This window comes from Spirosoma sp. (assembly GCF_048594605.1).
Taxonomy (GTDB): domain Bacteria; phylum Bacteroidota; class Bacteroidia; order Cytophagales; family Spirosomataceae; genus Spirosoma.
This window is the reverse complement of sequence record NZ_JBMDWV010000049.1, coordinates 1-13,535: the sequence shown is the minus strand read 5'-3', so window position 1 is coordinate 13,535 and position 13,535 is coordinate 1. Positions and strand designations below refer to the sequence as shown.

The following is a 13,535-nucleotide window of genomic DNA, read 5'->3' as shown; positions in this document are numbered from 1 at the left end:
CCAGGCCGTTACGCCATCGTCCCGAATCATCCACAGCACCAGCAAAAACCAGCCCAGAAAACCCGATACTCCAAACAGGAACCGATCGAGCCAGCGATCGACTTTGCCAGCCACTACGTAGCGCCGGATGGTAAACAGCGCCACCGCCACGCCCAGAATCAAAAACACTACGTCGGGATCGAACAGGAACGGCACCTGCTGACGAAATAGCTTCTGAGCCGCAAAAATCGTTTGTTCCCCCTGCACCAGGGGTATGGACTGTCCGTTGGCCTGGCGTAACGTAGCGCGGGCGAACTGGTCATGCACCTGGTCGGGAAGGTACATGGCGCGCCAGCCGTCAGTCTGCTCATCGGCGGGTTGTCCAATCGCGAGGTTCATGCCCAACTGGTACCAGGGCTGCTCATTTAAGTAGTCGTTCATCAGATCCCGGTACGATTTACCCGTCATCCGCGACCGCGACGGTATGGTCAGACTGTCTTTGCAGGCTTCAACAATCATATCGCGGGGACGAGTGGCGCAGTTATCGTAGTAAAACTTGTACCGGTACAGACGATTTTCGGGCAAATAATTCTTCTCCAGCGCGGCAAATAGTTGCTGCCGCTGGGCCAGTGACAGGTTAAGCTGCTGTTCGCGGATGCTCCGGTTGTTCTGCTGGTAATAATAAATGACCTGATACAGGTTATGAACCGACAAAAAATAAGGAAGCGTACCGCGCAGAAATTTGAGGATAAAATAGTCGGCTCGATAATCAAATCCACCGTAACTATAATCCCGGTCGATACCGAGCAAAGGATCAATAATCCGGATTTCTGTGTGCCCAAACGCAGACGAAATATCATCATCACCAGGTCCGTAGGTGATCAGACTAACCTTTGATGAAGGAGAAAGCGTTTGACTAACGGACGTATTTTGACCAAATGACGAATGAATAATGAGTGATAAACACAGGAAAAGTAGTAAGCAACGTATCCTCTTCCCGTTTATCGATTCACGCCCTAGATCCCGTGCCCCGTGCCCGACGCTCTGCGGTAATTTATTCATCTTCTTCCTCCTCATCATCGTAAGCAGTTTCACCCTTTCGCCGGGATGCCCCGTCCCCCTTTCCGCTTTTGTCCTTTCGGCTTTCTCCCTGTACACAGACAACAATCTCACCTTTGATGGTTTTTTGGCCAAAATACGTAATAAGTTCCGACAATGGGCCACGTTGGGTTTCTTCAAATACTTTGGTCAGCTCACGCGAAACGCTGGCGGGTCTGTCAGGACCGAAAATTTCCGAAAACTGCTGAAGTGTTTTCAACAGGCGATGCGGTGATTCATAAAAAACCATCGTGCGCTCCTCCCCCGCCAGTTCGCCGAGCCGGGTCTGGCGTCCTTTTTTGTGGGGTAAAAATCCCTCGAACGTAAACCGATCATTCGGCAACCCCGAGTTGACCAAAGCGGGCACAAAAGCCGTTGGCCCCGGCAGACACTCCACCGGAATATCGTTTTTGATACACTCCCGCACGAGCAGAAACCCAGGGTCAGAGATTCCCGGCGTACCGGCATCCGACACCAACGCGAGCGTTTTCCCTTCTTTCAACTGCCCAACCAATCGCTGTACGGTCTGGTGCTCATTAAAAATATGGTAGCTGTGCAGTGGCTTACTGATGCTGAGGTGACGTAGTAAAACCCCCGAGGTGCGCGTATCTTCCGCCAGAATCGCATCGACACTCTGAAGAATCTTAACCGCCCGGAGCGTAATGTCGTCGAGGTTGCCGATGGGTGTCGGCACGAGAAACAATTTCATGCTGCAAAAGTAGTGGATAGTCGCTAGTCAACCGTCAGTCGTTCGATTGATTCTGTCTATCAACCAGCCCCCTTAGCTGTTGACCAGTTTGTCGATCGCTGCGGCCAGTTTTCGGTCCTTGTCTGTTACTACGTTGCCGGCATCGTGCGTTGAGAGTTTGATGGTCACCTGATTGTAAACGTTTGACCACCAGGGATGATGGTTCATTTTTTCGGCGATCAGCGCTACGCGGGTCATAAAGGCGAAGGCTTCGCTAAAATCGGCGAACTGAAATTCGCGGGTTAACTGGTTGTCCTGTTCCTGCCACATAAAATGATACGTTTGGTGGTTACTCATGGCTAAAACGGCGGGACGGTTGCGAGTGTTTCTAGTGGGGGTGTTTTGGTACGTTCTGGCATTCAATTAGTGCAGGGCCAGAAAGGTGGCTTTCAATTTTTAGGCAGTAAAATTCCCTGATAATACGTATCCTGCCCTAAAATCGAATTGGCCCCATTGAACATTTTCCAGCGAAATACACCAAATGTTAATTATCTATAAAACAGGCAGTTATTAACAGATTTTAACAACACGATCGGCATAAGACAGCAGCACCGCTACGTAGTTTTGGCGAGTTCTTACACAAACTTCATATCGCTAACTTCTACCGCTTATGCTTCCCTTCAAACGCCTGAATCTGCTTGCGGGCTGGTTTACTTTCGTCGTTGCCTTCGCTACGTATGCCCTGACCGTCGAACGCACGGCCAGTTTCTGGGACTGTGGCGAGTTTATTGCTTCGTCTTTCAAACTCCAGATTCCTCATCCACCCGGCGCACCTTTGTTTTTGCTGACAGGCCGAATCTTTTCCATGCTCTCGCTGGGCGACCTGACGCGCGTTGCTTACTGGATAAACATGGCATCGGTACTGGCCAGCGCCTTTACCATTCTGTTTCTGTTCTGGACGATAAGCCTGCTGGCTCAGAAGCTGTTACCAAAACCAGAAAACGATTATACGCCAGCGGATACGTGGCTCATTCTGGGGACAAGTGCGGTGGGCGCTCTGGCCTACACGTTCTCTGATACGTTCTGGTTTTCGGCCGTAGAAGCCGAAGTGTACGGTATGTCGTCGTTTTTTACGGCGATCGTGGTGTGGGCCTCCTTCAAATGGGAACGTATCAATGATGCGGCAGCCGCCAACCGCTGGCTTATTTTTATTGCCTACCTGATTGGACTGTCCATTGGTGTCCACCTGCTGAATCTGGTCATTCTCCCGGCACTGGCACTTATCTATTATTTTCACAAGTCGCCGAAACCAACATTCTGGGGAGGCATAATGGCCTTAGGAATTGGTCTGTTTCTATTAGGTATTATCAATGCGTCAATTCCTGGTTTACCGGCGCTGGCCTTCGCTGTTGAGCGATTTTTTGTCAATACGTTAGGATTCCCGTTCAATATGGGTACCATCGTCTTTTCCCTCGCGTTGTTGAGTGCGCTGGGCTATGGCATCCACTGGTCGATACGTCGGCAGCGGGTTGTCTGGAATACGTCGCTGCTGGCGGTAGCGTTTCTGCTGATTGGCTACGCGTCTTATATGCAGGTTATGGTGCGGGCTGGCTTCAATCCGCCCATCAACGAAAATGATCCCAGCGACATAAACAGGTTTCGGGCGTATCAGGCGCGGGAACAGTACGAAAGCCGCTCACTGCTTTACGGCCCGGTATTCACATCCCGTCCCATCGACCAGAAGCGGGGCGCTCCCATCTGGAAACGGGATAAGGACAGATACGTCGTTGTTGATTATTACCCCGAATACATTTACGCACCGGGCGATAAGATGCTGTTCCCACGCGTTTACAGCACCCATCTCAATCACCCACAGCTTTACCGGCAGATACTGGGCCTGGCTGAAGGTCAGAAACCGACCATGGGCGATAACCTGAAGTTTCTGTTTACGTATCAGTTAAACCATATGTGGTGGCGCTACCTGATGTGGAATTTTGCCGGGCGCGAGAGTGATGAGGAAGGCGCTGGTTTTTTAACCCCGTGGACATCCAATCAGAACGTACCGGATCTGTTGAAAGCGAACAAAGCGCGCGACAATTTTTACATGCTTCCGTTTGCGCTGGCCCTGCTCGGGCTGTTGTTCCAGTACAAACGTCGGCGAAACGATTTTGTGGTCGTTAGTTTATTATTCCTGTTGACGGGGCTTGCGCTGCAAATCTTTCTGAATTCGCCACCGTCCGAACCCCGTGAGCGCGATTACATCTACGTTGGCTCGTTCTATTTTTTCGCGATCTGGCTGGGGTTAGGTGCCATGGCCATAGTCGATGCTCTGCGTTCTTTTCTGCCCCGGTTCAAATCCGCTACGTTCCGCCAGGAGTTCGTTATCGGTATGTGTTTGCTGGTGCCCGTCATGATGTGCGTAAAAAGCTGGGATAACCACAATCGGAATCACCGGTTTCACTCCGTCGATTTTGCCAAGAACATGCTCAACTCGTGCGCTCAGAATGCCATCCTGTTTACCGAAGGCGATAATGATACGTTCCCGCTGTGGTACGTACAGGAAGTGGAAGGGTTCCGGCGCGATGTGCGGGTTTGTAACCTGAGTCTGCTGGGTACGGAGTGGTACATTCAACAGATGAAACGCAAAACATACGAATCGGATGCATTACCGATGTCGCTGGCGTTCGATCAGTTTAACAAGGGCAAGAATGACATTATTCCTTTTTACGAAGTCGACGGCGTGAAAAGCGGAATTGATCTGAAACAGTATATCGGCCTGGTCAAAACGAATAACCCAGCGATTCAGGTGCCGCTGACTACGGGCGAGATGACCAACATTCTGCCTTCGTCCGTCTTATTCCTGCCGGTTGATAAAAAAGCAGTCGAGCAGGCAGGATTCGTACCCGCACCGTTACGTCCTTTTGTAAATGATACTATGCAGTGGACCATCGGAAAAAAAGATCTGTTCAAACCTGATCTGATTATGCTCGACATGATTGCAACCAACAACTGGAAACGGCCGATCTATTTCTCCAGCACGTTAGCCAGCGAGCATTATCTGAATCTCAAGAATTACATGCAGTTAGAAGGGTACGCCTATCGGCTGATGCCAGTGGCCATACCGGGCGCAACCGATGGCTACGTCAACTCCGACATTATGTATGATACGTTGATGCACAAAACCCATTGGCGTGAATTCGATAACCCGGACGTGTATTACGACGAGACCTACAAAGGGCCGCCCGTCATTTCGGGTCGGCTGGCGTTCTTACGGCTCGCCGATCAGTTGATTCGGGAGTCGAAACCGGAAAAAGCCCGCGAAGTGCTCAATTATTCGCTGGCGGTTATGCCCGACAAGAGCCTTCCCTACGATCAGATTTCCTCCAACTACGTTCAATTGCTGTTTGCGGTGAACGATGTTAAGAAAGCGCTCACCATTGCCGATACGATGGTTACCCGCGCTGATCAGAATCTTACCTACGCCCGAACCGGACAGGGGCAGTTCAGCAACACCAACACGGATTTGTATGTGCTTCAAACCATCGTCGAAGCCTGTGAACAGGCCAATCAACCCGTTGCAGCCGCCCGCTACGAAGCCATCTTTCAGAAGCATCTAAATGCGCTGGGTTAATTCATACCATCATTTTAAGCATCTCGATCCGTTGCTCCGCTGAACGTAGCGAAAGAACACAGTGGCTGTTACGTTCAGTTAAGCGATACTAAGCCGAAACGGTCATTCCGAATCTAGTCGTATGTTCGGAATGACCGTTTTCCGCACAGTAGTCCTTAATTCCATCGAGGTTTCAGTATGACTACGAGCAGCAGAAATAAGCCATACAAAAACCCAGGAACGGCAGGAATGATTAACAGAATCTTTGCCAGTATGCCATACTGGTTCATCTGCAACCAATAAGTACCCAGCATAAGAGTCCCCAGACCTGCCAGTATAAGACTCCACAAGCCCCCATTTTCGGACGAGACAGTTCCATCACTTAGCCCGATGAAGTAGAAAACAACAAAAACGAGGGTGATGACGGCATCGATACCCCATAAAATCCAGAACAAAGCCATGCGTTACGTATCAGTTAAAGGTGAAATTAGTTCAGTGGACGCTGTCGTCCGCATGGCGAAATTGATACGTGTAAGTCTGGAACGCCAGCCCGAATTAATAGTTGGTGGCCTTTGAGCAATAACAAACGGTGTAACGGAGCGGACCGGGTTCGCTGTTGGCTCCGTTTTCTTCCCTGACCGTACGAGTGTGTAGCCTATTGCTTACCCTGAACTGCTACGTAGCGGCCTGCTACCCAAGAATTTTCTTCAGCATGGGTGGCTCTTATAAAAGAATAAATCGGATTGGTCTAAACGTTCTTAGTGCATTCCCTGAAGTTACGCCGATTTCAGCTCTTGGCTGGACAAGACTGTTTATTGCTGTTTTTCGAGTCGAATTTTCGCGCCACTACAGCGGGGACTCCCTGGCGGGATAAAATTATAGTCCATTCGATTCTGTGTGTAAACGTATAAGGTATTGTAGCCGCATTCGGTGCTGGGGTCCAGCGTTACAACATACGTGATCGTACCATCACTTGCTTTCTGACTAGTTATAGCCGCATCCGGATACGATAAATTCTGGCCAGGTGAGTATTTCCCGTTCGCCGTTGCCTGAACGTCAACCTGCACCGATGTAGCGCTTACCCGTTTGAGTTGTAAAGTGACTGTCTGGCCATTGACGGGGTACCGCTCGGGCGAACTCCCCTGTGTAAATGTTGTGGCCTGATACGTCCCAGAAATAGCCTCAGCCGGTTCAGGGTCAGCCACAGGATCACTGGTTTGCGGTTTACAAGCTATAAACCCGGCTAATAAACCCAAAGTAGTTACGCGATGCGTAACCCGACGGAGTTGAAGAAAGATAGACATGATCGTTGAGCTTTTCTGACTACTCATTAAACAACGTCATTGTGCAATTCTAATGGAAAATTTCATTAAAAAAGTAAATCAACTGGAAGCCGATGCTACGTCTTTAGCCAGTCGAATTAGTTTTCAGGTTTTATGAATTGATTGAACATACATCACAAAGTTTGCGGGTTTAGCCACGAACTTGAAGCCATTACCCACGCGCAGTTGCATACGTAGTAGCGTAGCGTTTCTTTTAAGTTAATAATTCTAACGCTACTTACGTATGAAACGCTTCCTCTATCTGGCTCTTCTCACAACCGCTCCGGCCTGGGGTCAGTCTGTCGATTCAACCGCAGTGACCCCTTTTCCTCAGAAAAGCAATTTCCGGTCGGGGTTCATGTTCGAGCTGGGATACGGCTTTGCCATTACGCGCTTTGCGAACATGAACGCCTTTTTTCGCGACAATCAGGCGGAGTTTAACAAGAAGATGGACAGGTTTTTTGTCGCGGGCATGGGTTATCGTCGTCAGCGATTTAAGGTCACGCTTCACACTCTTTTGATGATTAGCCAGAATCTGTTACCGCCAAATCAGACTGGATCCACCCTGGTTGCCCGGCCCAAAGACATGAGTGGCCTGGATATATTCCTGGGTTACGACATCGCAAACGGGCGCAACCGGCGGTTTTTTCTGAATGCGGGTGTGGGTAGTTTCCGCTACGAATACAGCCTGTTCCGGGCTACGAATCAGCCGGTTGCGTTTCAGGATATCCTGCGCTACACTCCTCCCGGCACCGTATCCTCTCTGTATTTAACCACCGACTACTGGAATGTTAATCTGGAGATGGCGCAGCGGGAAAAGCGCAAAGAAACGCTCCAGCTGGTCGGCCGGGTTGGTTATCGACGCAGTTTTCGGCCACGAGCCTGGCAATCGGACGCCTATCAATTAACAAATGCCCCACTAGACCGGATTAGCCAGTTCTATTTTCAGCTGGGCATCTATCTTTCCCGGAACAAACAGAAATCTCCCCAGTAATGAGACCGTTTGTATTCGCTTTGTTGATGGGTTTATGGGCTGGAAACGTGCACGGCCAGCCTATCCAGACGGAACCCGCCCAGCTGATTCTTTACCGCGAAAAAGAGTTTATTTCGGGGCTGGGAAAGGCTTACCCGTTCAAGGTTAACGATCAGAAGAGAGGAAAACTGTCGCCCAACCGATACGTTCAGCTGGCGCTGCCGCCCGGTCGAGTAAAACTTGAGTTTTCCTCTGATTATTTTTCGGATAGCCAACCGCTTTGGATACGGGTACAGGCTGGCCAGACGTATTACGTTAAAGCAGCCGTAGAGGTTGACTTTATGAGTGCGCAGATGATTATGGCGCCCGTCGATGCCCAGCAGGCACGCGAGGAGCTACGCCGAATGAAACCCGAAGCCATTAGTCCTTCGGAGCAGCCCGATTAGACTGATACTCATGAAACGACGAATTGTGCCCGTATCGCTACGTCCCCTGTTGTTTGTCATCGTCCTGACGGCGTTGCTTACGTACTGGGGCTGGCTGCTCTACCGGCTAGTCGGTCCACAACTCGTTCAGGAACTGCCTGATCTGGGCAGTCTGCTCCGGTATCTCCTCGGCTGGCTTCTGTTGTTGCTGCTCATCGGTGCGCTGGCTTATCTGAACTATCGATTTGCTTACCGCCGGTGGATGCATTCGGCGAAAACCCGATTCTATTACTGGAGTTGGCTAGCCGCACTAAGCTGGCTTCTGTTTGAAGCCCTGCAAGTCCGAACGGATCGGGAGCCAACCTTCGTCGATGAAAACATACTGGTAACGCTGTTATTGATGGGGCTGATTAGTCTCTATGGTTTTATCGCCGATTCTCTGCAAACCCGCCGACAGCAACAGCTTTTGATTCAACAAAAAACGGAAGCCGAGCTGACAGCCCTGAAAGCGCAGATCAACCCGCACTTTTTATTCAACGCTCTCAATACGATCTTCAACGAAGCCCAACGGTCCGATAATCAGCTTGTTGCTGATCAGATTGAGCAATTGTCCAGCATTATGCGGTTTACGTTACAGGAATCGGCGCGTCCGTTGATTTCGATTGAGCAGGAATTTCAGTTTCTGGAGAAATACCTGGCGCTTCAACGCGCCCGGCTCCCGGACCTGGATACGTTACAGTTACGCACACAACTCGATTGGGACGGGCTACCCGCGCAACTGCCTCCCCTGCTGCTGATTCCGTTTGTCGAAAATATGTTTCAATACGGCCTAAGTTTCCAGCAGCCTTCCCGGCTGGATTTAGACGTAGCGGTTGAAAACAGACAATTACGAATGCGGGTTGTTAATACATTGGGGTCGGCTGCGAACCAGAAAGGCGGAGCGGGAACCGGCATCAAAAATACCCGTCAGCGGCTGGCGCTGCTGTATCCCGACCGGCACGAGCTGACCATTCAACAGACCGATAAACTGTTTACTGTTACGTTACGGATAGACCTATAATCCTGTATGCTACGTGCCATTGCCATTGACGACGAACCCGCAGCGCTGGATGTGCTGAGCCGATACGCCGACAAAGTGCCGTTTGTGGAGCTGACCCATACCTTTCTGAACACCACCGACGCATTGACGCATTTGCACACGCAACGGGTCGACTTGATTTTCCTGGATATCCGAATGCCCGATTTAACCGGAACCGATTTTGCCAGGCTGGTCGCTCCTCTCCGGAAGCCCATCATTTTTACGACCGCCTATGCCGATTATGCGCTGGAAGGTTTTGCATTGAATGCCCTTGATTACTTGCTTAAACCCATTGATTTTAGCCGATTTCTGCACAGTTGCAATCGGGCTTACACCCAGCAGCAGCTTCAGCAGGGAGAGCCATCGAGTATTTTTGTCAAAGACGGCTACGACTGGGTTCGTGTCAATCTGAGTGATGTGCTGTACATTCATTCCGACACCAATCTGCTTTTCATCTACGAGCAGTCGCGGCAGGTGAGTACGCGAATGACCCTAACCGAAATGATGGCAATGTTGCCGACAGACCAGTTTGTTCGGGTGCATAAATCCTACGTAGTAGCCCTCAGAGCCGTCCGCAAGCTGGAGCGACATCAGGTAACGGTTGGCCAGGCTACCATTCCGCTGGCGTCCAGCTACCGGCAATCGCTGGAACAGCGCCTGCTAAGAAAATAAAGTGTGGTAAGACAAGCCAGACATTCCAGGCTCTTGCCCGTCCAGAGCAAAGAAACGATACCCTCACTGTCTCTATTTATTTGGAAGGATCAAAAACCAGAGAACCTCAAGCCTGGTTACGGGTAAAAGGAATAACCCAGATAAACCTTACAACAATGGCAGAGACTCCCACCCAATTTCAGCCCGGCGATCAGGTTGCCCTGCTCGATGGCAGCGCACCGATGACCGTTAAATCCGTTAGTGCCGATGGCCGTACAGTTACCTGCGAAAGCAGCAACGAAGACAACCCTAAAGAAGAGGATTTTGATGCAACGAAGCTCACGAAGCTACACAGCGGTGAAGAAACCGGCGCGAAATCCTAACAACATAGGATCAAACAAAACATGTCAGTTCCAGAAGAACTGACATGTTTGACCCATGTAATAAAGCTTATCTTCTTCTCCATACGCAGGGCAAAGCGGTACCGTTGCGAATCGGTAGAAATTAATAGACAGGTTCACTTAGTTTCGTTTTCCGCCGATTCGCAACGGTATTCCGTATCACACCCAGTCGACGCCCTTCCGCAGCAAACGTAGTGTTTGTTCCTCCCGGCTATCGGGGTCGGGATGGAAGTCGTAAATCCAGTTGGCCTGTGGCGGCATACTCATCAGAATGGACTCCGTACGTCCGTTGGTTTCGAGACCAAACTTCGTTCCCCGGTCCCAGACCAGATTAAACTCCACGTAACGCCCCCGACGTAGCAGTTGCCAGTTTTTCTCGGCCTCACCAAACGGTACGTTCCGATTCTGATGCATGAAGTGCGTATAAATCGGGGCAAAAGCATTCCCCACGTCCTGTACAAAGGCAAACAGCTCGGCTTTGTGGCTGGCGTCAGCTGGCTTGAGATAATCAAAGAAGATACCGCCGACACCCCGCGTTTCCTGTCGATGGGGAATATAAAAATAGTCGTCAGCCCAAGGTTTAAACGTTGGGTAGTAGGACGAATCATGGCGATCACAAACCGTTTTGATGGTATGATGGAACCAGCGGGCATCCTCATCTACTACGTAGTGGGGCGTCAGATCGATCCCCCCCCCAAACCAGCTGTGCCCCGTGCTCATCTCAAAATACCGAACGTTCATGTGAATGATCGGCACCATTGGGCTACGCGGATGCAGGACGATGGAAACCCCTGTTGCATAAAATTCGGCGGGTTCGCTGAGCTGCAAGGTACGTAACGTAGCGTCGGTAGCTTCGCCGTGCACGGCCGAGAACCCCACACCCCCTTTTTCGATGACGTTCCCCCTGGTCAGAGTGCGCGAACGGCCCCCACCCCCACCTGGCCGCTCCCACGTGTCCTCGCGAAACCGTACGGCCGGCTGCTGACCATCTGCATCGGCCTCTTCCAGCGCCTGGCAGATGCGGTCCTGCAGATCCATGAAAAACGCGGTGATTGTTTCTTTGGTAATCGCCTGTTCTGAAGTTGTCATAATCGCAAAGATACGGTACGGATTACTCTGCCAGTTTCAGGGCGTATCGCACTGGGCGCGGTTTATCAATTAGTAGCAATAACCCACGCTCGGCCAGCTGGCGAAGAATTTTGGAGGCCCGGTAGTCCGAAATATTGATAAGCTTCGCAAAACGATCGGACGTAATGTGCTCATTTTTACGCAAGTATTGAATCAGCGTCCGCGCCATCGGCGACCGAACTAATTCAGAGTTATCCATATCTGGTGTAATAATCAGCCTGCTGGTTGGTACTGATTTATCTTTTGCCCGGACATATATCGTCCGTTTTCCGGATTCGTCTTTCACGTAATGCGGCTTTTCATCGCTTTCGGAAACGGTAATAATTAACACAACCCGACCATCAGGCGCTATTGTTTCATAACTGACCGTTAAGGCTGGTTCTACAAATCGATCGGTTGCATCCTCTATTTTACCGACTTCTCTAAATTCCGATTGAACCCCCATAATTTTTCCGTCGTCACCAATGCCAATCAGCAATGTTCCTCCCGACGTATTGGCAAAAGCGGCCAGTGTGCGGGCGATACGTGGCGCCGACGAAAGATGTCGTTTAAATTCTAAGCGAGTATGTTCTCCCTGTTTTATTAAATCGTCCAGTTGGTTTCGAGTCATAATCAGAAAACCAAGTATGAAAAGGTTTGTTAGCTTTAGTTTGATAGCCGCTTATAACCATAGCGGAAGATTATGCGAAAAGCGCTAAAATTAGCAGAGCTGTTCCCTTGCTCAGACAAACTTGTTTTGTATCAACGTTATTTATCGAATATGAACCATTATTAATATCAAATAAATAGTTCAGCCTATTTTCATTATAACGCACAAATTGTGGCGAAGCTTTTTTAAAAATAAAAACCAAAAAACTGAACGCATAACTTTGTCATATGCCTGGACCGGGCAACAAAAAAGCGGACAAGTGGCCCGCTTTTTTACTAGTCAAAAGTATATTTCAATTCAAGTGAACATGCATAATTTTAACAGGTACGTTATTCCGATACAGATGCCTGGCGCCTGCGTCCACGTGGTTTACCGGTGTATTCCGGCTTAGGGGCATCGGTAGATAGTTTCAATTCAAATCCAGTTATACCTGCTTCATAATCAAAAGGTTTTACAATAAATTCATGCTTTTCCTTGGCGTAATCAATACCCCCTTTCTGTAGAATATAAGCCAATGAAATACTGTGACTTTTTGCTCCTTTCGACAATTCGAATGTCTCTTCTTCGCCTTCAGTGCCTGGAATTAGAAAGAGTGACTTAATTTTACGCTTGCCTTCCTGCGTGCCGATCTTGAAACGCTTATTCTCTGGATCTAACCCTATCTGAGCAATCGCTTTATCTGGAAAAACAAGCTTACCCGCTGCGGAAACATAGCCCTTAATGGGCTCTGCCTTAACCGTACTTTTCTTTACTTTCTTTGTTTCTTCGCTATTCTCATCCGGCGAGAAGAATCGAATTTGTTTTGCTTTCATTCGACGACGTATGTTATTTTTTGGATATCGACTTCGCGCAAATATAAGCGTATGAATTATAAAAAATAAAACAACAATAAATATGCTGTAAATTTTCAGCAACTCATCCGTTGGCTTGTTTCTGATTACCTATTTATGATTGAATGAATGGACTTTATGCGGGCACCTTGTTGAGTAACTATTGTGCCTATCTTACTAAGCATCTATAAGAATTTTTAAAGACTGTATTTAATCGAGTCCGCATCCAGCAGGCAACAGGTTTACCGGTTCGCTAAAAATCCAATAAATTTCCTGCCGTATCATGTATGTACTTTTCATGGATCTATCCTTTTTACGTTTTGTTTTTAAATCCGCTCTTTCCAATTCTCCATCTATAAATAATTTTAAGTTTAAAAATTTTGCAGATAAAAATAGTATCTATTTTAGATGAATACGAGCCGATTAGCAGCAGAAATGCTACGTGTGTGTCGGCTACTCAAGCCTGCGGCAAAAATAATTTGCGCTGAATCCGTTGGTATAAATAAGTGAAGGCGGCTTTTACAATATGAACGCACTCGGTAATAATGAAATCGCTACCCGTTATTGATCTATTTGTTATTGGCCTCTATCTGGTCGGCATGGTGGCCGTAGGAGTCTATTTTTCCCGGAAAAATCAAAGTTCCGGTCATCAGAACGCGGATCAATTTACAACCGCTTCCGGCAAGATTCCGGGCTGGGCCAT

The 13,535-nt window shown here is 49.1% G+C and carries 14 protein-coding genes; 6 read left to right on the top strand and 8 right to left on the bottom strand.

Annotation, left to right across the window (positions count from 1 at the left end):
* The 3 genes from ACOJS8_RS02940 to ACOJS8_RS02930 all read right to left on the bottom strand — a co-directional run.
* Window positions 1-1,041, bottom strand: a 1,041-nt coding sequence (locus ACOJS8_RS02940; protein WP_420147036.1) for a DUF4105 domain-containing protein, incomplete at its 3' end; no start/stop codon positions are given.
* Window positions 1,034-1,786: a 16S rRNA (cytidine(1402)-2'-O)-methyltransferase gene (gene rsmI / locus ACOJS8_RS02935; RefSeq protein ID WP_420147035.1), complete on the bottom strand. Its 753-nt coding sequence runs from the start codon at window positions 1,784-1,786 to the stop codon at window positions 1,034-1,036. The genes rsmI and ACOJS8_RS02940, both read right to left, overlap by 8 nt.
* Window positions 1,787-1,858: 72 nt before the next feature.
* A complete protein-coding gene (locus ACOJS8_RS02930; RefSeq protein ID WP_420147037.1) occupies window positions 1,859-2,095 on the bottom strand; it encodes a 4a-hydroxytetrahydrobiopterin dehydratase in 237 nt (78 codons plus the stop codon).
* 340 nt (window positions 2,096-2,435) lie between these two features.
* Between ACOJS8_RS02930 and ACOJS8_RS02925 the strand changes: the two genes are divergently transcribed.
* Window positions 2,436-5,396, top strand: coding sequence for a protein O-mannosyl-transferase family (locus ACOJS8_RS02925; RefSeq protein ID WP_420147034.1), 2,961 nt, complete (start codon window positions 2,436-2,438; stop codon window positions 5,394-5,396).
* 155 nt (window positions 5,397-5,551) lie between these two features.
* On the opposite strand, the gene ACOJS8_RS02920 is transcribed toward ACOJS8_RS02925, so the two are convergent.
* Together ACOJS8_RS02920 and ACOJS8_RS02915 are read right to left on the bottom strand one after the other, a co-directional pair.
* The gene (locus tag ACOJS8_RS02920) at window positions 5,552-5,836 is read right to left on the bottom strand and encodes an osmoprotectant transporter permease (protein WP_420147033.1); all 285 of its coding nucleotides are present in this window, start codon (window positions 5,834-5,836) and stop codon (window positions 5,552-5,554) included.
* 351 nt (window positions 5,837-6,187) lie between these two features.
* The gene (locus ACOJS8_RS02915; protein WP_420147032.1) at window positions 6,188-6,679 is read right to left on the bottom strand and encodes a hypothetical protein; all 492 of its coding nucleotides are present in this window, start codon (window positions 6,677-6,679) and stop codon (window positions 6,188-6,190) included.
* 262 nt (window positions 6,680-6,941) lie between these two features.
* Between ACOJS8_RS02915 and ACOJS8_RS02910 the strand changes: the two genes are divergently transcribed.
* The 5 genes from ACOJS8_RS02910 to ACOJS8_RS02890 all read left to right on the top strand — a co-directional run bounded on the left by ACOJS8_RS02910 (window position 6,942) and on the right by ACOJS8_RS02890 (window position 10,207).
* Complete coding sequence (locus ACOJS8_RS02910) at window positions 6,942-7,691, top strand: hypothetical protein (RefSeq protein WP_420147031.1); 750 nt, start codon at window positions 6,942-6,944, stop codon at window positions 7,689-7,691.
* On the top strand, window positions 7,691-8,116 hold the full coding sequence (locus tag ACOJS8_RS02905; protein ID WP_420147030.1) for a DUF2846 domain-containing protein: 426 nt from the start codon (window positions 7,691-7,693) through the stop codon (window positions 8,114-8,116). The genes ACOJS8_RS02910 and ACOJS8_RS02905 overlap by 1 nt, the downstream gene beginning before the upstream one ends.
* A 10-nt stretch (window positions 8,117-8,126) precedes the next feature.
* Window positions 8,127-9,155 carry a sensor histidine kinase gene (locus tag ACOJS8_RS02900; protein ID WP_420147029.1) on the top strand — a complete coding sequence of 343 codons (1,029 nt, stop codon included), beginning with the start codon at window positions 8,127-8,129 and terminating at the stop codon, window positions 9,153-9,155.
* 6 nt (window positions 9,156-9,161) lie between these two features.
* Window positions 9,162-9,845: a LytR/AlgR family response regulator transcription factor gene (locus ACOJS8_RS02895; RefSeq protein ID WP_420147028.1), complete on the top strand. Its 684-nt coding sequence runs from the start codon at window positions 9,162-9,164 to the stop codon at window positions 9,843-9,845.
* Window positions 9,846-10,000: 155 nt separating this feature from the next.
* The gene (locus ACOJS8_RS02890) at window positions 10,001-10,207 is read left to right on the top strand and encodes a hypothetical protein (RefSeq protein WP_420147027.1); all 207 of its coding nucleotides are present in this window, start codon (window positions 10,001-10,003) and stop codon (window positions 10,205-10,207) included.
* A 177-nt stretch (window positions 10,208-10,384) separates the two neighbouring features.
* Here ACOJS8_RS02890 and hemF read toward each other — a convergent pair whose 3' ends face one another.
* From hemF to ACOJS8_RS02875, 3 genes are all read right to left on the bottom strand, one after another.
* Window positions 10,385-11,314 carry an oxygen-dependent coproporphyrinogen oxidase gene (gene hemF / locus ACOJS8_RS02885; protein WP_420147026.1) on the bottom strand — a complete coding sequence of 310 codons (930 nt, stop codon included), beginning with the start codon at window positions 11,312-11,314 and terminating at the stop codon, window positions 10,385-10,387.
* A gap of 22 nt (window positions 11,315-11,336) precedes the next feature.
* The gene (locus ACOJS8_RS02880; RefSeq protein ID WP_420147025.1) at window positions 11,337-11,963 is read right to left on the bottom strand and encodes a helix-turn-helix domain-containing protein; all 627 of its coding nucleotides are present in this window, start codon (window positions 11,961-11,963) and stop codon (window positions 11,337-11,339) included.
* A 368-nt stretch (window positions 11,964-12,331) separates the two neighbouring features.
* Window positions 12,332-12,814, bottom strand: coding sequence for a hypothetical protein (locus tag ACOJS8_RS02875; protein WP_420147024.1), 483 nt, complete (start codon window positions 12,812-12,814; stop codon window positions 12,332-12,334).
* Window positions 12,815-13,535: the final 721 nt, after the last annotated feature.

Bases quoted from the DNA above. Each gene is read 5' to 3' on its own strand.
- ACOJS8_RS02910 (WP_420147031.1), top strand. From the start codon at position 6,942: ATGAAACGCTTCCTCTATCTGGCTCTTCTCACAACCGCTCCGGCCTGG.
- ACOJS8_RS02915 (WP_420147032.1), bottom strand. From the start codon at position 6,679: ATGTCTATCTTTCTTCAACTCCGTCGGGTTACGCATCGCGTAACTACT.
- ACOJS8_RS02930 (WP_420147037.1), bottom strand. From the start codon at position 2,095: ATGTGGCAGGAACAGGACAACCAGTTAACCCGCGAATTTCAGTTCGCC.
- rsmI (WP_420147035.1), bottom strand. From the start codon at position 1,786: ATGAAATTGTTTCTCGTGCCGACACCCATCGGCAACCTCGACGACATT.
- ACOJS8_RS02900 (WP_420147029.1), top strand. From the start codon at position 8,127: ATGAAACGACGAATTGTGCCCGTATCGCTACGTCCCCTGTTGTTTGTC.
- ACOJS8_RS02920 (WP_420147033.1), bottom strand. From the start codon at position 5,836: ATGGCTTTGTTCTGGATTTTATGGGGTATCGATGCCGTCATCACCCTC.
- ACOJS8_RS02880 (WP_420147025.1), bottom strand. From the start codon at position 11,963: ATGACTCGAAACCAACTGGACGATTTAATAAAACAGGGAGAACATACT.
- ACOJS8_RS02895 (WP_420147028.1), top strand. From the start codon at position 9,162: ATGCTACGTGCCATTGCCATTGACGACGAACCCGCAGCGCTGGATGTG.
- ACOJS8_RS02890 (WP_420147027.1), top strand. From the start codon at position 10,001: ATGGCAGAGACTCCCACCCAATTTCAGCCCGGCGATCAGGTTGCCCTG.
- hemF (WP_420147026.1), bottom strand. From the start codon at position 11,314: ATGACAACTTCAGAACAGGCGATTACCAAAGAAACAATCACCGCGTTT.
- ACOJS8_RS02905 (WP_420147030.1), top strand. From the start codon at position 7,691: ATGAGACCGTTTGTATTCGCTTTGTTGATGGGTTTATGGGCTGGAAAC.
- ACOJS8_RS02925 (WP_420147034.1), top strand. From the start codon at position 2,436: ATGCTTCCCTTCAAACGCCTGAATCTGCTTGCGGGCTGGTTTACTTTC.
- ACOJS8_RS02875 (WP_420147024.1), bottom strand. From the start codon at position 12,814: ATGAAAGCAAAACAAATTCGATTCTTCTCGCCGGATGAGAATAGCGAA.